The organism is Stratiformator vulcanicus (assembly GCF_007744515.1).
Lineage (GTDB): Bacteria > Planctomycetota > Planctomycetia > Planctomycetales > Planctomycetaceae > Stratiformator > Stratiformator vulcanicus.
In genome coordinates this window covers 1476962-1496591 of sequence record NZ_CP036268.1, presented here as the reverse complement: position 1 = coordinate 1496591, position 19630 = coordinate 1476962, and the positions used below count along the sequence as shown (strand labels likewise).

Here is a 19630-nt window from a genome sequence, read left to right as displayed (position 1 = left end):
GGCTGCGATCAACGGACTTATTCGGCTGCTTCGTCCGCCGCTTCTTCGGCCGCCTCTTCGGCTTTTTCCAGCAGTCTTTCCTGCCGCTGCAGGTTGAACTCCCGCATTGCTCGCGCTCGGGAAGCACTTCTTTGGACCGCGAAGAACGGAACGGCGAGCGCCGCCGGTGCCACTTGCAACCCCGGAACCGGCAAAGCTGCGCGGCTCTCGACGACGTAGCCCCGGTCGGTCCGGGTGGTCAGCGACGTTGCGGGAAAAACATAAGGCCGGATGGCGGCCGCTGAGGGGACATCGAACACCGTCATCTCCAAGCCCCGCTTCTGCCCTTCCGACATCACGATCTGTGCGACATAGGGGACGACCGCGTAGAGCAGATCGACGGCCTTATTAGCGTCGAGCCGGTTGTAAGCAATGACCTCGCCTTCTGATCCTGAGACCATTTCTTGAACGACGTCGGCGAATGATTCCTGCTCATCCGACGGGCTATCGACATATCGCAGGTAGGCCTTGATCGGCTGCGGATGCGGGGCGGCGACGACGTGCTTGCCGGTAAAGCAGAATGAGGGTGCGAATGGGACTTCATCCTCGCCGACGAAATTGACGTAATAGATCGTCTTGCCGAGAAATTTCTGCTTCGCGAGAAAAACTCCGCGTCGCCGCGGCGGCTCCCGGGTCTCGCCAGGTAACCAGTCATCCAGCAGCGACATCGACTTGCTGAAGATTCCGAACGCCTGCTCCGGCTTCGTAACTTCGACCATTGCGATCGGCGACGAAATGAAGACACCACCGGTGCTGGGGGCGTTGTGGATAATGACCTTCTGGCCGAATGACGTGAGCACATCCTCCTCCAGTGAATGACCGAGCATGGTCTCGAATTGCTCGATCCGCCGGTCCAGCACTTCGACGGAGTTCGGACTCGTCTGGGCGATGATCGTTCGGGTTTGCGTCAGTATCTCTTTCGCATTGATCGAGACCGCGGCGACGAAGTCGGCGTCACCGGGAACGGTCTTGAAATCGTCGGCCTGAATCGCTTCTCCGGCGGCCAGAGCCCAGATTCCGACTCGGTCCCCATCCATCACGCGAAGTTCCGTTCGCGTGACGATCTGTCCTTCTTCGACACCGACACATGTGGCGATGGAGTCGAGCCGATCGAGCGCGAGCGTGCGGGCCACGCCGTTGGCGACACCGCCATACATGCCGAATGAGGTCGACCCGACCTCGAGCAATCGCGCCGAGTCCAACCAGAGCAGGCTCGACAGCTTCTTCACCTCGGTGGCCTCAAAAGCCTTGGCGAATCGGTCGTCCTCAGCGAGTCCGTTTCCGTCGCCGGCGATCCCGGACAACGCGGTCTCAATCAGGCTTTCACGACCGACGGCGAGCACGAAGTAGTTCTCGTCCCGATGCAGCGTCATTTTCAGTCCCGGTACGGGGATGGGCAACGACTGCATTTTGAGGTCATCAGTCTTTTCCAAGCCCGGCGGAACGTCGAGCAGTTTCCCGATGCGGTCGGCGATTTCGTCTGACTTTTCGCCACCGTCGATGATCAAGGTGGCTTCGAGTCCGCGCAGATAGGCTGCCCAGGGCGCCGCTGCTTCGTCGAGCGGCTCGGCGTCGGCTCCCCCGACGTTCCGCGGGGCGTAGTTCAGCAGGATGCAACCCGGACGCGCCGAGAGGTCGATCAGTAACTGAGGAAGTTGCTCGGCGACGATTTGCTGTTCCGGGCCTTCGCGGGAGGCTTCTTCTCGCAGTCGGCTCGTGACGGCCGACGTGAGCTTCTCCATGAAGTCTTTGACTTCGGGATCGGCAGCGAATCCGACGACTCCGGGACCACCGGGCTCTCCCGCCCCGCGCGCGACCCATTCGCAGTAGATCAGGCATTCCGTGGACGCGGCTTTGATCAAGTTCGGATCGCGTTCGCCCGGCGGCATCCCCGCAATTCCGCCCCCGGCGAGCCCCCCGCCGAGCAGCATCGTCAGAACCAATTGCAACAGTCCCGCTCCGCCTGCCAATGCCATCACGCATCCTTTCGTACCAAGAGCGACTTCCTCAGACCGACTTCGCGGCGGGTTCGGAAGTCCCTTGGAACCTCTAAACCTGCGCTCGATCCGTTCTTTGACGCTCGATCTTTGCTATATTCGCCGCGAATTCAAAGCTCGCCGGAATGCACATTGGTGCCTGGACTGACAGAGATCGCAAATCCCTATGGCTGAAGAACCCCGCTTCGCGACCAAGCCGCAGAACATCACCACGATGCCGCCGGGGATTCCCTACATCGTGGGGAATGAAGCGGCGGAGCGGTTCAGCTTTTACGGAATGAAGGCGATCCTGACCGTCTTCATGGTCGACTACATGACCAATGCGAGCGGTGAAATGGCGGCGGTCTCGGAAGGGACGGCCAAAACCTGGGTGCATAACTTCGTCGCAGCCGCCTACTTCACCCCGTTGATCGGGGCACTGCTTTCGGACTGGCTGTTCGGCAAATATCGAACGATCCTGTGGCTGTCGATTGTTTACGTGATCGGGCACTTCACCCTCGCGGTGACGCTCAATCACGAGATATTGGGCGGCGTGATCTCTCCGAAGATGGGGTTGTTCCTCGGTCTGGCCTTAATCGCTCTCGGCACCGGGGCGATCAAGCCATGCGTCTCGGCTCACGTGGGCGATCAATTCGGACAGGGGAATAAGCACCGGCTCGGCGAAGTGTTCGGCTGGTTCTATATCGCGATTAATCTCGGGGCGTTTATTTCGACCTTATTGACGCCTGTCCTTCTAGTACGATATGGGGCCGATATTGCCTTCGGGGTACCGGGCGTACTCATGGCAATCGCGACCTTCGTATTCTGGTTGGGCCGCAATAAGTTTGTGCATGTCCCGGCCCGCGGAGAGAAGCTCTTTAAAGATGCCTTTACGGGCGAAGGACTCGGCGTGATCTTAAAGCTGATTCCGCTTTATATCTTCGTAGCCGCCTTTTGGTGCCTGTTCGATCAAACGGCATCGGCTTGGGTATTGCAGGCGAAGAAGATGAACACCGCGGTGCTGGGTTGGGATATCCTGCCGAGCCAAGTGCAGGCGTTGAACCCCTTCTTTATCCTCGCGTTAATACCGCTATTTAATTATATCCTCTACCCGATGATCGATCGTCATTGGAGAATGACGCCGCTTCGGAAGATCGGCATCGGAATGTTTCTCGCCGCCGCTTCCTTCGCCGTCAGCGCGATGATTGAGGCGGCAATCGCGGCCGGGCAGACGCCGCATATCTCTTGGCAGGTGCTGGCCTACTTCGTGTTGACGGCGGCGGAGGTAATGGTCTCGGTCACCTGTCTCGAATTTAGCTACACGCAGTCCCCTAACAGCATGAAGTCGGTCGTGATGGCGTTATATCTACTGTCGGTCGCCGCGGGGAATGAGTTCGTGGCGGTTGTGAATATGGTGATTACCAACGCCGACGGGTCATCGCTCCTCCCCGGCGCCTCTTACTACTGGTTTTTCACCGGTGTGATGCTCGTTGCGGCGGTCTGTTACATCCCGTTCGCGATGTTCTACCGCGGCAAGACCTACATCCAGGACGACGACCCCGATCACGGTGCGACGATCGAACGGGCCGACATCGACGCGATGTCGAGCGAAGGCTGAGCGAACTCGCCAATTCAATCACCCCCCGCAACAAGCCGCGCACGAAGTAAGCGGGTCCGGCTTGCTGGATCGATCCGCTTACTTCGTGCGCGGCTTGTGAACCTGATGATCGATCCGCTTACTTCGTGCGCGGTTTGTGAACCTGACGCGATCCGGGTGCGTTCTCGTTTGCACGGCGATCCGGTATACTGCGGCCAAAAGGAAGTCCGAATAAATCACACGAAATTGAGGAATGACGATGCGCTTCACCCATTGGATGCTTCCCCTGTCGTTGGTGGCCCTTGTCGGCTTCGCCGTCGGTTGCGGCGAGCAGGGCGATTATCAGGAGTATTCCGAAGTCGAAGAGGGAGCTCACAGCGACGAGCATGACCACGATCACGATCATGCCCACGAAGGAGCCCACGGCGGTCATATCATTGAGTTCTCCGATGACCACTCGCTGCACGGCGAATTTGTGGTCGACAAGGAAGCCGGCATGGCGATGCTCTACCTGACCGGTTCCGACTTGAAAGAGCCGAAGATGGCGACCGAAGTCATGTTCGACCTCGAAACCGAAAACGCTGAAGGCGAAGAGGAAGAGCAGGAGTTTGAAATGGAAGCCATCGAGCCGAATGACGGCGGCGAAGCCAGCACCTTCTCGCTCGCGCTCGAAACCCTGCCGACCGACGATATCGAAGCCATGCACGGCCACTTTCACATCATGGCCGGCGGCGAATCATACGACGGCGACCTCACCCACGATCACGATCATGACCATGGGGATCACGACCACGGCGACCATGATCACGAAGAGGGCGAAGAGCACAGCGACGACGAAGAATCAGACGCCTAAATAGACCGCCACGCGGTCCGAGGGTTTCGCCCTCCGGTCGACAATGTCTTTTCAGTTTGAAAACGAAGCCGGTCACTTGTGGCCGGCTTCGATTCGTTTGATGAGGTTTTTCCTTGTCAGACCCCGCGGAGTCATTGTTTTCCGCCTGCGAACGCGTGACAATTTGAAGATACATCGGTATCCGCTGATCTGCGGCGGAGACCCTGGCCGAAACTTCGAGATTCCCGCGTCGGCGATGCGAACGCGGGAGTAAGGATCGCAATGCGTCTGCCGTTCTTTCGCCCGATCATATGCCTCGCCTTGTTGATGGTCCTCGTCGCGACTCCGGCGATAGCGGATTCGTCTTCGAACAAGTCGGCGTCTCTGTTCGACGCTGACGTGGCGCGAATCCTCGCGAACCGTTGCCTGCAATGTCACGACAGTGCATCCGCAAAGGGCGGGGTCGATCTCTCTCGACGCGCCGCCGCGATCGAATCAGGGGCTCTCGTTCCCGGGAAGCCTGCCGATAGCCAAGTCTGGGAAAGCGTCGTCAACGGAGAGATGCCGAAGGGGAGCGATCCGATCCCCAAGCACGAAGCGGACGCGATCAAACGTTGGATCGACGACGGAGCGGCCTATACCGTCGATTGGATTGATCCGGTCGTCTATGGCCGCGGTTCCGATTCGTCCCGAAGATGGGTGCGGCGACTGACGCGTGCCGAATACGTCGCCACGGTAAAAGCGACATTGGGTGTCGATCTGACCGACGAGGCGAAGGAACTGCTGCCTCCGGATCTGCGAGCCGACGGTTTCAGCAATACCGCTTACAACCTCGGCGTCGACATGCAGCATATCGACGGCTACGCAAAACTGGCCGAGATCGCCGTCGAACGGACCGACATCAGCAAATTTGCCCGCCGCTTCGAAAAGAAGCGGCTGATGATCGACAAGGTGATGCGGCCCCTTATCGGCAAGATGGGACGCGTCCTGCTGCGGGGGCCGTTGGACGAGTGGGAAGTCGATCAATATCGCGGTTTGACCACGACGGTCGCGAGCGCCGGCGGGAACTTCGACGATGCCGTCGCGATCACCATCGAGGCCATGCTTCAGTCGCCACGATTCCTCTATCGCATGGAACGTCAGCATGAAAAGGACGGGCGGGCAAAGCTGAATGACTACGAAGTCGCCTCACGCCTGAGCTACTTCATTTGGGGCGGCCCGCCCGATGAGCAGCTCCTCGATGCCGCTGAGAAGGGGAATCTGTCGAATCGAAAGTCGATTGAAACCGAAGTTCGACGGATGCTGAAGGACCCGCGGGCGACGGAACAAACCCGGCAGTTCATCAGCGAATGGATCAATCTCAGTCGACTCGGCAACCTGCAACCCGATCGAGACCACTATCCGGACTGGAACGATGAGCTGGCTTCCGACATGCGGACCGAAACGCTGCGGTTCGCCGAAGAAGTCTTATGGGCCGACGACCGTCCGCTGAGCGACCTATTCGATGCTCAGTTTACCTATTTAACGCCGACGCTGGCGAAGCACTACGGGATCAAGCCGACCGGTGAGGGATTGCGGCGGTATGATCTTGAGGATGTCCCGTCTCGCGGTGGATTGTTCACGCAGGGCAGCGTCCTGACGATTGGCGGCGACGAAGCGTCGATGGTCGCACGCGGACTGTTCGTCCTACACGACGTATTGCGAGGGGCCGTAAAAGACCCTCCCCCTTGTGTCGATACGACGCCCGTTCCGACAGAGCCGGGGCGTTCGAACCGATCGATCGCCGAAGCCCGCATCAAGAATGAAGCCTGCGGCGGATGCCACAAACGCTTTGAACCGCTCGCTTTCGGTTTGGAGCAATTCGACGGGCTCGGTCGGCACGCAAGTCGCGACCGGCACGGTAATACTCTGCGCGAGGACGGGACGGTCCTGTTTCCCGGAGATGCGAAGGCCACCCCGTTCGAATCAACCGCCGAACTGTCGCAACTTCTGTCCGAAAGCGATCGCGTCCGCGAAACGCTGACCTGGAAGTTCATCCAATTCGCACTGGGCCGGATGCCGACCGGAACGGAGGCGCCACTCGTGCGTGACGTCCATCAACGAGCCTGGCAGTCAGGCGGCACCTATCAAGACCTGGTGGTCGCGCTGGCGACCAGCGACCTAATTCTCACCGCACAAAGCGAGACCGAAGAATGAGCGTTCGTCCCATAAGCCGTCGGACCATGCTGCGCGGCCTCGGCGGAGCCGCGATCGGGCTGCCATTGCTGGAAGAAATGCTCTTCGCCAAAGCGTGCGCCGCACCGTCGGCGTCGGCCGGCGTGCCGATGCGGGCATTCAACGTATTCTTCGGGCTCGGCATTCCGGCTCCGCTGCAAGACGAGGGCTACGAGGGCGTCCTCGAACCTTTGAAGCCGCTGTCCGACAAACTGCTCGTCATGCGACAGGTCGATCAGGTCCGTTGCGATGAGTCGGGCATTAATGCCCACTTCGACGGGGCCTCGGGCGCGTTTACCGCCGAGCCTCCCAACGGCGAAGCGCGGGCGGGCGGGCCCTCGGTCGATCAGGTCATCCGCCGACATTACTACCCGAACGGCCTGCCCGCCGGGATGGTCCCCACATTGGTGGCAGGTACGTTTTTCCGGCGCAGCCGCGTCAGCCGGTACGTTCACAGTTACAACCCCGACGGCACCGTCGCCGCCACCATGCAGGAGCGCCCCCGTGACGTTTTCGACCGCGTGTTCGGTTCATTGAGCGTTTCCGGTGACCCTCAAGATGCCGACGCGGTGCGGAAGAAGCGATTAAAGCAGAGCGTGCTCGACTCCGTCGTCGACCAATACAAGTTTTATACCGGAGCCCGTTCACCGCTCGGAGAGACGTCCCGCGCCCGGGTACAGGAACATCTCGATCGCATCCGCGAGTATGAGCGTCGCGCCTTTTCGCTTCGGCATGACAACAAAGGCCCGGCCGTGCCCGACCCGTCGCACCTGCTGCACGGCGGCGCCGCCGACCCCGGGGGACAGGGTATTGATATCACACTTGAGGAATTAACGACCGAATGGCGGCTGATGGCCGAATTATACGCGATGGCGATTAAAACCGACCGGGTTCGCTTCGGCTCACTCACCTTCCTCGCCGCGGGTGAGCGCATCCGCCTGACCGGACGCTACGACTACGACGGCCGGAAAATTTGCGACTTCAACGACGCCAAGCAGTTAAAGGCATCGGGCGACAAAGGCTGCAGCCATGAATGGTGGCATAAATTTAACGAGAAGAAGTCGAACGAGCAGTTGCGGGCACACGCTCATATGAAGATGCGGGAAGTCGCTTACTTCCTGTCGCTGCTGGACGACAAGGAGTCGCTCGAGGCGAACGGTCGCACCATCCTCGACAACTCGCTGATCACCGTTTCGACCGAGTCGGGAGATGGTCGGCACAACGACACAAAGCGCGAACTCTCCGGCATCTTCCACGCCGTCACCAGCGCCGGCGGTCGACTGAAGACCGGTTCGATCGTCGACGCCGGGTCCGAAGGCATCGATATCTATAACACGATGCTCTCAGCCGTAGGAGTCCCGGGACGGCTCGGCCCGCGGAAGCGAGAGCGGCAATCGGTCGATGCGATCGTTGCTTAATGACTGTGAAAATAAGCCATTTGTAATCTCGACGCTGCCGAGAGTCTTACTTCGCTGATGACCTGGAGTGCAACGATCGGGTAGCCCGGCCTATCTTGGCCGGGTGCCGAAAGGCACAAGATGTCTTTCGAGAACGTCGCCGACCATATGATGGCCGTTTGCGACCATCACGCTCTCGGGATTTGGACAAGTCTCACTCAAAGTCCAACCCCAAATCATCCAGCAGCCCGAAGAACCAATACAGCCACACGCTCTCGTCATATTTCGTTTCGGGGTATTTGTCGAGATGCTCATTCACCAGGCTGTAGACGCCGTGCAGCTTAACTCGGGCGGCAACATTACGAAGTTCGGCCAGTTCAGCCGACGGCATCGGGTCTGCGACGGCGATATCGTCATTAGAATCGATGCGGTACTTGAGCACATACGGCACCAAGAATTGTGCTTGTTGCGGCAGGGCTTGAAGCGAGTTGTCGGGGTTTAATTTACTCATCGCATATTACCACTCATCGCATATTAATTGGGTCGACGTCGATCGCCAGTTCCACGCCGGGTGTGCGGGGCATGTCGGCTTCGACGCGCCGCCATAAGGCTCGAAGGGACTCCGATTCGGTCGCCGCCAGTTGAAGATGGAAGCGGTGCAGCTTCCTTAATTTCGAGATCGGGGCCGGCGCCGGGCCAAGGACCGAAACGCCAGTGCCGCCGGCATCAGAACATTGACGGATTCGATCAGCCAGAGCTCGCGCGGCCCGCTTCACGTCCGACTCGACTTCGCCCCTTAAGATCACACGGGCGTAATGCCGGAACGGCGGAGCCGCCATCACTTCGCGGTCCTGCATTTCCGACGCCGAGAAGGCGAGATAGTCGTGCTCGGCCGCGCGTCGGATCGCCGGATCGGCCGGATTCGCGCTTTGAACCAGCACCCGCCCGCCGCGGTGACTGCGTCCCGTCCGTCCGGCGACCTGCGCAATGAGTTGAAAGGTTCGTTCGCTGGAACGGAGATCGGGTTGATGCAGCAGCGTGTCGGCGTCGATCACACCGACGAGCGTCACATTCGGAAAGTCGAGCCCTTTGGCGATCATCTGCGTGCCGAGCAGAATCCGAATTTTGCCGTCGCGAAACGCGGAGAGCACTTCGTCGTGGCTGCCCGGTCGTTTCATCGAGTCGCTGTCCATCCGCGCCAGTGAATATTCGGGGAACTTCGCCCTGACTTCGTCTTCCAATTTCTGAGTACCGGCCCCGACAAACTTCCAACCCTGATGCCCGCAAGAGGGACACGCCTTTGGCACGTCGGCCTCGCGCGCACAGCTATGACACAGCACGCGGCGGATATCGCGATGCCACGTCATCGTGATGTCGCAGTCATCACATCTCAGGCTCGATCCGCAGGCCGGGCACCAGACCGCCGGGCTGAAGCCTCTTAAGTTTAAGAACAAGATGACTTGGCCGTCGCCCGGTTGTTCGTCGCTGCCCTCTTCCAACGCGGAACGAATCGAGGATGTTAAAATCCGCCCGATCGCCTGACCCTTGCGGACCTGCGGGTCGTTTCGGATGTCGACGACCGTCACCGGCGGCATTTCCAGATTGCCCACCCGTTTGCGCATCGAAACGAGATCGTAGCGCCCTGTCTTCGCCGCGTGCCAGCTTTCTAAAGTCGGAGTCGCCGACCCGAGGACGAGCGGCACACCGGCGAAGCGTGTCCGCTGCTCAGCGACCTCCCGAGCGTGATAGCGGGGCGTCGTGTCCTGTTTAAAGGACGTTTCATGTTCTTCATCAATGACCACAAGGCCTAATCGCGGCGTCGGGGCAAAGATGGCACTGCGGGCTCCGACGACAACCTGAACGTCGCCGCTCTTAATCCGCTTCCAGTGCGCGTGCCGATCCGCATCGTTCAAGTGACTGTGCAGAACGGCCACTGAATCGAACCGCCGACGGAACCGGCGAATCGTCTGCGGCGTTAGGCTGATCTCCGGCACGAGCACGATGGCCTGTCTTCCATAAGAAACGACCTCTTCGATCGCGCGGATATAAACTTCCGTCTTGCCGCTGCCGGTCACGCCGTGCAATAAAATCGTGCGGTGCTCGCCCGATTGAATTGTTCCCAGAATTTTCTCCAGCGATGCGGCCTGTTCCGCCGTCGGGTGAAACTCTTCGGTCTTGTCGACATTGGCCGCAGCGGCCAATTCCACTTCGCTGCGGATTTTCAATCGCTCCACGAAGCCTTTGCGTTCCAACTCACGTATCGGACCGGTCCCACAGTCGGCAGCGGCGGCAACCTCGGTTGCAAGGACCGGCTCGTTCCGTGACTTCAGAATCTCCGCAACGGCCCGTTGTTTTCGACCCAGCGAATGCGTTGCGAGGGCCTGTTCGCCCTCGGGTGTAAGTGCGACGAACGTTTCCAAGCGGGTGCCCGCGCCGCGGCGGACTCCCGCGGGCACCACCGAATGCAGAACTTGGCCCCAGCCGCACAGGTAGTAATCGGCAATCCACTTCGTCAGTTGGAGCATCTGCGACTCGATCAGCGGCTCTTCATCGACGAGCGATTCGATCGACTTCAACCGCTTCGGCACCCCTTGGGACGTTCCGTTGCCTCGATAGTCGGCGGCCGTCTTTAGCGCGGTGACGAAACCGTATTCGAAGCGATTGCCCCGGCCGAACGGGACTCGGACCCGGCCACCCGTTCGGATCCGCTCACGGAGCGGATCGGGAACAATGTAGCTGTATTGATCGTCGAGCGGCTTATTAAGGGCGATCTCGGCGATCAGGACATCTTCAACAGCCGCCTCCTCCCACGGCATTGGCCCGGGCAGCGGTGTTCCCTCGTCGAACAGTCCCTGTTGCTTCTCGGTATTCATTGCTCCGTCAACTTGCCTCACGCCGTAATCGATCGCATGGAGGCATCATACGAATCGGCGATCGATTTGGGACGGCACCGTCGCGACGGCGACCGAATTGTGTGAGAATCCCGCCAACATTTTCATTTCATGACGACTCCTCCCGACAGAGAGATCTGCAATGTCGCTCCGCTCACGGCTGCTTTTTTTGCTGCCGGTCTCGCTGTGCCTCTCCTGCGATGACGGGTCGATTTCCCAACCGGAGGCCGCGTCGACCGAAGCAGCGCGGGTACAGGAACCTATCGACGAACGGGAACCCGCGGCGGAATTACCGGAATCGATTAGTCCCGAGCCAGCCCCCGAAAGCGCCGCCGATTTTTACGCCAGCGCGGTCGAGCACTTCGTCGACGGTCAATTCAAGCAATCGGTGGCCGATTTTGACCGATATGTCGAACTCAATCCGGGAGCCGAGCGTCGGCTTTGGGAGCGCGGCATTTCACAATATTACGCCGGCATGTATGACGCGGGGGCGAAACAGTTCGCACTCTATCAGTCGTACGATGACAACGACGTCGAGAACGCCGTGTGGCGATTTCTTTGCATGGCACGCGATCCGGACGTCGGTATTGAGAAAGCCCGTGCGGAACTGCTGCCGATCGAGAACGATACCCGGATTCCGATGATGCAGGTCTATGAACTGTTCCGCGGCAACGCGACGTCAGAAGACGTCATTGCCGCGGCACGCGAGGGCGACCCCAATCCGACCACGCTCGCGGGTCGGATGTTCTATGCCGACCTCTACCTCGGCATTTATGCCGAAGCGACCGGAGATACCGAGGCGGCAAAAAAACATATCCGCGCCGCCGCGGCTGCCGATCCGAGCCAATTACCGATCAGCGGTTACATGCACGATGTAGCCGTCGTGCATGAGCGGTTATTTGAAGAGAAAAAATAACCAAACACGTCCGGCTCGCTTACCGTTACTACAGCCCGCGTAGCGTTCCCGTGCTGTTGCCGAAACTCTCGATCTCAACTCCCATCGCCTGAGCTTGCGACAGCCACAGGTTGGCGACGGCTCGGTCTTTATCTTCCGGTTTGAAGTTGAGCACGCGGCCGGTCTTGATGGCACCGGCGGCTCCGCCGGTCATCACGAGCGGGCATTTGCGGTAGTCGTGAATGTGCCCGTCGAACATGTTCGAGCCGATCATGATCATGCTCGAATCAAGAATGCTCTGGCCGCCTTCGTCGACTTCGTCCAGCTTCTTTAAGAGGTAGGCGTACTGTTTGACGTGCCATTCGTTGACGATCTGGTAATCTTTTTTCGCATCGGGCTTGTTGCCGTGGTGCGAAATCCCGTGCAGCGCCTCGCCTCGAATGCCCGGAATGAAGTTATAGCGAATATTGTAAGACACATCGGCCGCCATTAAGAGCGTCGCAAGCCGCGTCTTGTCGGTCTGAAATGCCAGCGCCATGATGTCGAGCATCAGCCGGACATGCGTCGGGAGGTCAAAGTCGAGGCCATCCTTCGGTGCATCCATATCGGGCTCCGAGAGCGTCGGCTGCCACTCGTCGACCGACCTTGGTTGGCTGATCCTCTCGATCCGCTTTTCCACGTCGCGGACTGAGGTCATAAAATCGTCCAACTTCTTGCGGTCCTGCAGGCCGAGTTGTCTCTCGAGCTGTTTCGATTGGCCGAGGACGACATCGAGCACGCTCGTATCGCGCATCAGCATCTGCGTGTTGAACAGCCGATCGAATGCCTGACGCGGCACGACTTCCGGAGCGACGGGCGTGCCTTTCTTTCGCCAGGAGATCGTCGATTTCGCTGACGTACTTCCGGTGGAACCCGCTTCGGGCGGCTCAATCCCGAGATTAATCGCGGGGATCGCCGTTTGCTGACCAATGACATCGGCCATCAGTTGATCGATCGTCTGGCCGGTCTCGCCCTGATCGTCGAGCGAAGCCGAGCCGGCGAGAAAGTTGGTGAAATAGGTGTGACCGGCCCCCGGCGTTGAGCCCGGTACAAGGTTCAGGCCTTCGAAGGCGACGAGCTTATTCTTGTACTCGTTCAAAGGACTAAGCGTCTTTGAAAGTTCCAGCCCGGAAGATGTCTCTTCCGCCCACCAGTCCTCCGGGTTCACGCCGTTGGACATCATGAGGTAGGCCCACCGCTTCGGCGGAGCGAACTTCTCGGCAGCCCGTCCGCCCTTCGCCCAAGCGAGACTCGGCAGCCAAGGCAGTGCGAGTGATGCTCCGAGACCTTGAAGAGCGAAGCGTCGCGTGATTTGTTCTTGCTGAATCATATTACTGCTTGGATTTGAAGCCATATAAGCCCGAGGCGTTAGCCGTCGGGACGATGAAATGTCGAAGATGAAATATCTTTAATGGGTGCCGGGGGCGTGTCGCCCCCGCAGGGTGATGTCCGCTTTGTTATTGCACGGTCGCCACTCAACCTTTTCGAATATCAGATTGCCCAGCCGGTGCAATGAGTGAATGAGCTTTGAGATGCGGGGGCGACACGCCCCCGGCACCCGTTAAATCGTGCTTAGTTATTACCAGCCAAGTCTTTCGAAGTTGCATCGCGTCGGTAGCGGAACTGCCGGCTGAGGATGATCGCTTCGATCGCTCGGGCCGGTTTGCCCCTGTTTGCTTTCAAAGTGGCAACCATCTTTTGAATTAAGGTTTTATCGGTAATCAGCAGGTTACGCCCCAGCGAATACGCCAACAGCTTCTTGGAAAACTGCCGGTAGAAGCGGTCCTGCTCCGACTCGAGATACTGCCGCAGTCCGCCGAGACCATCGATCTCGCGTCCATCTTGCAACCGGGACTCGTCGATGACTGGATTACCGGCGTTATAATTGTCCCGCCAACGTCCGATGGGATCAAAGTGTTCCAGCACCACGCCGGGCGGGTCGATCTTGTCATGGCAGGTCGCGCAAATCTGACTCGCGCGGTGCTCGGCCAATTGCTCGGCGATCGTGCGGCCCTTGTCGTCGGTCTCGTCCATCGAGATCATCTCGACGTCGGGTGGTGGCTCGGGCATCGGATTGCCGAGCACCGTTTTGTAGAGCCACGCCCCGCGAAGGACCGGGCTGGTTCGCAGTGCCGTCGACGTTCGCGTTAAGACCGCCCCCATTCCGAATAAGCCACCGCGTCGGCTCTTCAGGTCTTGAGGAATATTTACTTTCTGGAGCCGATCACCCTTCACCTTCGGCAAGCCGTAAAACTCGGCGAGCTTGCCGTTCGCGTAGGTGTAGTCGGAATCGATCAGGTTCGTGATCGAAGCATCATTTTTAAACATGTCATGCATGAAGCGGACGACTTCTTCATACATCGCCTCGCGGAGTGCTTGATCATATTCGGGAAATCGTTCGGGATTGGGTCGGGTGTGGCGATCGAAGTCGGCATAGCCGAGCCATTGCCCGGCGAAATCGGTCGCGAGTGCCTCGGACTTGTCGTCCTTAAGCATCCTGCGGACCTGCTTCTTTAACTCGTCGTCGCTTTTTAAGCGTCCGGCTCGTGCCAGCTCTAAAAGCTCTTCATCGGGAGCGGCTGCCCAAAGAACGAACGCCAATCGGTTAGCCAACGCCAGATCGCTCAACGGCTTCGGGTTCGCACCGGGACCACCGGCGATCGAAGACGGTCGGAACAGGAAGTCGGGCGAGATCATGACCGCTTTGAGCGACTGCTTGACGGCCGCATCGAACGACCCGCCGATGGCTCGCTCCGCCTGATAGGCCACGAGCAGCCGATCGACTTCTGTACTGCTTACCTCTCGCCGCCAGGCGTCTTCGGCAAATTCTGCGACGATCGGCCGGGCCTGGCCCTCCAACTTCGCTTCAAAGGCTTCAACCTCGCCTAACAGCTTCTCGTAATCGCGACGCTGCGCGTACGACATCTTTTTAAAGTCTTCTTCGGTCGCGCGATCGCCCTCGACCGCCGAAGGCCGCCCGTTATCAACGAGCAAGGCCCGCAGTTCTTGCAGCGGAATCTGAGCAGCCCATTCAAGATCAAGTTCAAGCGAGTCGATCCGCTTCGAAAGGTCCGAACCAGCCGCCGCACGCAATTGGTTCATCGACAGGAACCGCGGCTTGGTCGGGTTGCCGCCGATGATCTCATCCAGCCGACTTTGCCGGGTCGTGCTGACGACCTTGCCGTCTTCGATTTTCACGTTCGGCCAAGTGGCGACGTCGAGATAACGGATCGGAAACTTTTCGAACTGCGAGAAAGCGAGGTAAGGCTGGTTGGTTCGCACCGGCTTGCCGGGGACACCGAAGTACTTGCGGACCTCGACAAGATCTTCGAGGGCTTTGAAGTTGAAGCCGACGCCCAGCAGGTTCTCGCCTTCTTTAAAGACGAGGTCCTGCTTCGAAGGCGGCCTCGTCGAGAAGAACGGTTGGCAGCGTCCGTTCGGATTGAGTTTCTCGTCGAGCTTCGCATTGGCACGGATCGCCGTGCAACCTTTCGGGACAGGAACCTTAAATGTTACAGGGAGTTCGACGATCGCTTCGTCCTTGCCGACCTTAACACCGCGAATCCCCTTCCCCCATTCAAACTTCCTCCCATCGACGGAAACAAGTTCTGGCCAATGCTTATTCCAGCGGTCGCCGAGATCGCCCGATTTATTAAATCGAAATTCAGTACTTTTAATGATCGCATACTGCGTACCGCGCGGCTTGCCACCGGTGTTAATCGTAAACCAGATATCAGACCCCTTCTTCACCGACGCCTTGCGATTGCCGAAGAAATCGACTTGCTTCTCCTGCTCGTCCCCGCCGGTGCGAACATTTTCCATCATCGTGTAAGGTTCAGCGACCTCTTCGCAAATTTTGCGGGCATCTTTGTCGGAGATTCCGCCCGGTGGCGGCAATTCATACCAGTCGCCGAAAAACTCTTTGCGGAACTCATCGTAGCGCTTGTCGCCGAGGTCCATTGAACCGAGGAATTCATACCAGTTGGCGAGAACCGGCCCCGCGATCGGCGGGTCGAGTGTCGGACCGAGTTTGCTAAAATCTTCAGGGCCGCTCTTGTTGGGGCTGTGATGATGTTTCCAGAGTGCGAACAGCACATCGGCATTGGTCCACTTCCTACGCCGGTCACCGGCGCCGTAGCCGAAGATGTCGTTGTCGGAACGTCGCAGCGCCGACGTCCAGTCGTTGACGAGATAAGTCCGTAGTTGTGCCGGCGTCCCCAGCGCCGGGACGGGTGAACCTTCCCAAGAAATACCAGTCGCCGGCGTAACCTTCGCGTGGCTCAGCACATAGTTCGCGGCGTCGAGATACTTCTCGATCTGCCCCGCGGTGACGGCTTGTTCGAAGCCGACGTTCAGGAAGCCTTCGCCTCCCTGCGGATCGGTCGGCAGGTACTTTGAAGCGTCGATCACTTCGCCGGTCAGTTGCTCGATGACCCGGTCGTACTCGTTGTGGTTGAGCCGCGGCATCACCACGATGCCCGGGTCGTCCGGCTGCAGATCCTGCACGTCGATAATGACGCGTTCGAGATAGGTGACGACCTTGGTCCGCTCGTCATCGGTCGGTTGGGCGGCCTTGCCGGGGGGCATGGAGCCGCTCTCGATCTGATGAAGGATCGCCTCGATCGATTCATCGTCACGCAGGACCCGCTCGGAAGCGACTGATTCGAGGTCAACGCCGGTTGCCAACACACCCTCGTCCGCGTCGTGGCACGAGACGCAGTATTTCGCCACGAACGGGCCGAAGTCGTGGTAGAAATCGGGGCGACCCGCCGTGGAGACGCCCGCTGCCGAAAGCAGGAGCGTGAAACCGGTCAGCAGTCGAGCGGCAGTTCGTATTGGCATGGGCAGGACAGGTTGCAGGTGGGAATTCGTTCGACTTGAGCAGGTCGCCCACGCCGTCGCGTATTCGGCATCGCGATCCGCGAAGGGTCACGCGGACAGAACGCGACCCATCAAATTATCTGCATGTCGACGGAGATTCTGCCGCCCCAAAATCACCCACCCCGAAGATGATCGACATAAGCGCATTCTGAGAATGATGTTACGGTAAATCGATGACGCCGCTCCAACCAGAAATTACGGAGTGAAGTCGCTGTCGGATTCGAGCGATGTGCAGAATTCCGCCAGCAGGTTGGCCGCGGCGTCGAGATCGGCCGGCGAGATCATTTCGACCGGGCTGTGCATGTAGCGGTTGGGAATGCCGATCACCCCGGTCGCCGGGCCCCCGCGGGTGAGCTGCAGGGCGTTAGCATCGTTGCTGGCGGGCCGGTTCAGGGCCGCCACTTGATAGGGGATGTCCTGCTCAGATGCGCCGCTGGTCAGTCGCTCGAACAGGACCGAATTGACGTTCGCCCCGCGGAATACGACCGGGCCGGCTCCGAGTCGGATGTCGCCGAGTTCGTTCGGATCGACCGTTGGTGTGTCGGTCGCGTGGGTCACGTCGATCGCGATCGCGACGTGCGGGTCGATCCGGTAGGCACTGGTTCTGGCTCCGCGGAGGCCGATCTCTTCCTGCACGGTCGAGACCGCGAAGACCGATGCCTCGCAGCCCTGTTCTTTCGCCCGACGTGCCGCTTGAATCGCGACCCAGACGCCGACGCGGTCGTCCATGGCGGGGCCGGAGAGGAACCCGTTTCGCATTTTGCGGGGGCCGAGCCGCAGGGTCACGGGGTCGCCGATCGAGACGACCTCTTCGGCATCGGCCTTGTCATTCGCGCCGATATCGACCCACAGGTCTTTGACTTCGGGCACCTGCTTGCGCTCGTCTTGCGACAACAGGTGAATCGCTTTGCGGGCGATGACGCCGGGGACTCCGCCGGAATTTGTCCAGACATCCATCGCTTGACCGATCAGCGTCTGCACGTCCCACCCGCCGACCGGTCCGGCACGAAGGAAACCTTTGTCGTCAATGTGCTTGACGACGAGCCCGATTTGATCGCAGTGCCCGGCGAGCATGACCCGGCGCGACTCATTCGTCCCACAGCGGACCGTGACGTTGCCGTGCCAGTCGGTCGAGACATCATCGGCGAAGGTCTCGGCGTATTCGCGGACGACCTCCTGAATCATTTCCTCGTATCCCGAGGTGCCGGGGGTGTTGAGTAGCTGATCGAGAAAAGCTTCTTCGGCGGAATTCATTCCGGACTCGCTCACAAACGGAAATCAGTTTTGACCAATCTCTCTCCATCATGACGAATCTGAGGGAATTCGGCGAATCGAGCAATTTCCACCCCGACATATCAGAAAAAATGATTATGTTGTCGGTGGTCGCTTCAGGATGGATGGCGACTATTTGTTTCGTAAAACCGCGTGGATGGAGATGTGCGGCATGACAGATACCCTTGAACCGAAGTCGTTAGTCGAAGACATCGAACGGCACGTTCGGCTTCGTACCGGCAGTGAAATTCAGCAACTGCGAATCACCGTCGACGAAGAGCGCGTGGTCCTCGAAGGCTGCACCACGACGTTCTACAACAAGCAACTGGCCGGCCACGCCGCCCATAAGGGCCTGCAAGGTCGCTCGCTCGCCAATAACATCTGCGTCAACTGACCGCTGACGAACCGACGGCAACCACGAATAGTGCCAGACAATGTTCGTGTCAGTGGAGGTGGCCGATGCGCAACGCACGGCCATTGCTGACCCGACCGGCAGATTTTCAGTCGAGATAGCCGTGCTTCTCGAGAAATTCGTCGGTCCTCTTGAGCACATCTTCGGTGAGGTAGACGCCGTAAGGCCCGTCCTCTTCGCCGAGTAAGTGCTTCTTCCCCTCAATTGGCACGAGGGTGAAATCGTTCCCGAGCCGGGTCGTCTTCTTCCGAAAGTGGAGGACGACCCAGTAGGGGACGGTGTCGTCTTCGGTTCCGTGAAAGGCGATGGTCGGCGGCACTCCCGCCTTCAAATTGTGATGCGGGGAAATCGACCAGATCTCGTTCCGGCGTTTGGCCAAAATGCGATCGACCCACTGCTCCAACGTATTGAAGTTGCTGGAGTAGAGAATCAAAAGATTGGCCGCCGGGTCGACGGAGAGGTCATCCGACTTCTCGTTCAACTTATCGAGCAGCACCGTCGCCATGGCGAGCTGCCCTCCCGCCGAGCGACCGGCCACGGCGATGCGGTCCGGATCGACGCCGAACTTCGTCGCATTGGCTCGCAGCCATCGCATCGCCGACCGCGCATCGAGCGTACTCTCGACCGGCGTGATGTCCGGATGCGGATAGCTGCCGTCTTCTTTAATGGAGAGGCGATACTCGAACGCCAGGACGACCAGCCCCTTCTCCGCATACCGCCGGCAGGCCGCATGATAATCCGCGGGCTTACCGAAGACCCACCCGCCCCCGTGAAAGAACACAATCGCGGGTCGTCCGCCCGACGGCGCTTTTCCGGTTGGTTCGAACACATCGACGGTTAACTCACGATCGCCGACTGTTTTGTAAGTGTGTCGGCTGGGTGCCGGATGTTCGTCTGCCATCGCGGCGAACTGAACGGCAGCGGTCAAAATCAATGCGATCGCCGCGGCCAAAAAGTCAGTGGTGTTGGTCATGTTATTTTCTAGGTTTAGTTGAAGTTAAGTGCGGCCTTGGGATGAATAAGCACTGCTTTGCGATCTGTACTCGGAAAAGTGCGTGCTGCCTCCGATTGCCCAGCAGATTCCAGGATGAATTCTCGTGAGATGTGGCTTCAAGCCTGCTTGCAGCGAGAATCGAAAGATAAGCGGAACCCGACAGTCGCTTCCCGCGTCAAATCCGTGGCCCC

13 protein-coding genes are annotated in these 19630 nt (G+C 59.2%); 6 read left to right on the top strand and 7 right to left on the bottom strand.

Annotated elements, in window-relative coordinates:
• Nucleotides 1-17 precede the first annotated feature (17 nt).
• Entirely contained in the window at nt 18-2015 is a 1998-nt protein-coding gene (locus Pan189_RS05620; protein ID WP_145362975.1) for a hypothetical protein, read from the bottom strand.
• A gap of 187 nt (nt 2016-2202) precedes the next feature.
• Here Pan189_RS05620 and Pan189_RS05615 point away from each other — a divergent pair, with 187 nt between their 5' ends.
• The 4 genes from Pan189_RS05615 to Pan189_RS05600 all read left to right on the top strand — a co-directional run bounded on the left by Pan189_RS05615 (nt 2203) and on the right by Pan189_RS05600 (nt 8076).
• Nucleotides 2203-3633: a POT family MFS transporter gene (locus Pan189_RS05615; RefSeq protein WP_145362974.1), complete on the top strand. Its 1431-nt coding sequence runs from the start codon at nt 2203-2205 to the stop codon at nt 3631-3633.
• Between the two features lie 232 nt (nt 3634-3865).
• Nucleotides 3866-4465, top strand: coding sequence for a hypothetical protein (locus Pan189_RS05610; RefSeq protein WP_310821133.1), 600 nt, complete (start codon nt 3866-3868; stop codon nt 4463-4465).
• A gap of 261 nt (nt 4466-4726) precedes the next feature.
• The gene (locus Pan189_RS05605; RefSeq protein ID WP_145362972.1) at nt 4727-6640 is read left to right on the top strand and encodes a DUF1592 domain-containing protein; all 1914 of its coding nucleotides are present in this window, start codon (nt 4727-4729) and stop codon (nt 6638-6640) included.
• Nucleotides 6637-8076 carry a DUF1552 domain-containing protein gene (locus Pan189_RS05600; protein WP_145362971.1) on the top strand — a complete coding sequence of 480 codons (1440 nt, stop codon included), beginning with the start codon at nt 6637-6639 and terminating at the stop codon, nt 8074-8076. The genes Pan189_RS05605 and Pan189_RS05600 overlap by 4 nt, the downstream gene beginning before the upstream one ends.
• Nucleotides 8077-8269: 193 nt before the next feature.
• Here the strand turns inward: Pan189_RS05600 and Pan189_RS05595 are convergent, their stop codons facing one another.
• Nucleotides 8270-8566, bottom strand: a complete 297-nt coding sequence (locus Pan189_RS05595; protein WP_145362970.1) for a hypothetical protein — start codon at nt 8564-8566, stop codon at nt 8270-8272.
• Nucleotides 8567-8579: 13 nt separating this feature from the next.
• On the bottom strand, nt 8580-10928 hold the full coding sequence (gene priA / locus Pan189_RS05590; protein ID WP_145362969.1) for a replication restart helicase PriA: 2349 nt from the start codon (nt 10926-10928) through the stop codon (nt 8580-8582).
• 160 nt (nt 10929-11088) lie between these two features.
• Between priA and Pan189_RS05585 the strand changes: the two genes are divergently transcribed.
• Nucleotides 11089-11862, top strand: coding sequence for a tetratricopeptide repeat protein (locus Pan189_RS05585; RefSeq protein ID WP_145362968.1), 774 nt, complete (start codon nt 11089-11091; stop codon nt 11860-11862).
• 28 nt (nt 11863-11890) lie between these two features.
• Here the strand turns inward: Pan189_RS05585 and Pan189_RS05580 are convergent, their stop codons facing one another.
• The 3 genes from Pan189_RS05580 to Pan189_RS05570 form a co-directional block, all read right to left on the bottom strand.
• Nucleotides 11891-13210: a DUF1552 domain-containing protein gene (locus Pan189_RS05580; protein ID WP_310821132.1), complete on the bottom strand. Its 1320-nt coding sequence runs from the start codon at nt 13208-13210 to the stop codon at nt 11891-11893.
• A gap of 242 nt (nt 13211-13452) precedes the next feature.
• On the bottom strand, nt 13453-16722 hold the full coding sequence (locus Pan189_RS05575) for a DUF1592 domain-containing protein (protein WP_145362966.1): 3270 nt from the start codon (nt 16720-16722) through the stop codon (nt 13453-13455).
• A 234-nt stretch (nt 16723-16956) separates the two neighbouring features.
• Nucleotides 16957-18015, bottom strand: coding sequence for a M42 family metallopeptidase (locus Pan189_RS05570; protein ID WP_145362965.1), 1059 nt, complete (start codon nt 18013-18015; stop codon nt 16957-16959).
• Nucleotides 18016-18205: 190 nt separating this feature from the next.
• On the opposite strand from Pan189_RS05570, the gene Pan189_RS05565 reads away from it, so the two are divergent.
• Nucleotides 18206-18427 carry a hypothetical protein gene (locus Pan189_RS05565; protein ID WP_145362964.1) on the top strand — a complete coding sequence of 74 codons (222 nt, stop codon included), beginning with the start codon at nt 18206-18208 and terminating at the stop codon, nt 18425-18427.
• Nucleotides 18428-18533: 106 nt separating this feature from the next.
• On the opposite strand, the gene Pan189_RS05560 is transcribed toward Pan189_RS05565, so the two are convergent.
• Entirely contained in the window at nt 18534-19418 is an 885-nt protein-coding gene (locus Pan189_RS05560) for an alpha/beta hydrolase (RefSeq protein WP_145362963.1), read from the bottom strand.
• Between the last annotated feature and the right edge of the window lie 212 nt (nt 19419-19630).

What these genes read in the sequence shown, in the direction of transcription:
- Pan189_RS05605 (WP_145362972.1), top strand. Translation starts at nt 4,727, where the DNA reads ATGCGTCTGCCGTTCTTTCGCCCGATCATATGCCTCGCCTTGTTGATG.
- Pan189_RS05565 (WP_145362964.1), top strand. Translation starts at nt 18,206, where the DNA reads ATGACAGATACCCTTGAACCGAAGTCGTTAGTCGAAGACATCGAACGG.
- Pan189_RS05610 (WP_310821133.1), top strand. Translation starts at nt 3,866, where the DNA reads ATGACGATGCGCTTCACCCATTGGATGCTTCCCCTGTCGTTGGTGGCC.
- Pan189_RS05585 (WP_145362968.1), top strand. Translation starts at nt 11,089, where the DNA reads ATGTCGCTCCGCTCACGGCTGCTTTTTTTGCTGCCGGTCTCGCTGTGC.
- Pan189_RS05580 (WP_310821132.1), bottom strand. Translation starts at nt 13,210, where the DNA reads ATGATTCAGCAAGAACAAATCACGCGACGCTTCGCTCTTCAAGGTCTC.
- Pan189_RS05575 (WP_145362966.1), bottom strand. Translation starts at nt 16,722, where the DNA reads ATGCCAATACGAACTGCCGCTCGACTGCTGACCGGTTTCACGCTCCTG.
- Pan189_RS05620 (WP_145362975.1), bottom strand. Translation starts at nt 2,015, where the DNA reads ATGGCATTGGCAGGCGGAGCGGGACTGTTGCAATTGGTTCTGACGATG.
- Pan189_RS05615 (WP_145362974.1), top strand. Translation starts at nt 2,203, where the DNA reads ATGGCTGAAGAACCCCGCTTCGCGACCAAGCCGCAGAACATCACCACG.
- Pan189_RS05600 (WP_145362971.1), top strand. Translation starts at nt 6,637, where the DNA reads ATGAGCGTTCGTCCCATAAGCCGTCGGACCATGCTGCGCGGCCTCGGC.
- priA (WP_145362969.1), bottom strand. Translation starts at nt 10,928, where the DNA reads ATGAATACCGAGAAGCAACAGGGACTGTTCGACGAGGGAACACCGCTG.
- Pan189_RS05560 (WP_145362963.1), bottom strand. Translation starts at nt 19,418, where the DNA reads ATGACCAACACCACTGACTTTTTGGCCGCGGCGATCGCATTGATTTTG.
- Pan189_RS05595 (WP_145362970.1), bottom strand. Translation starts at nt 8,566, where the DNA reads ATGAGTAAATTAAACCCCGACAACTCGCTTCAAGCCCTGCCGCAACAA.
- Pan189_RS05570 (WP_145362965.1), bottom strand. Translation starts at nt 18,015, where the DNA reads ATGAATTCCGCCGAAGAAGCTTTTCTCGATCAGCTACTCAACACCCCC.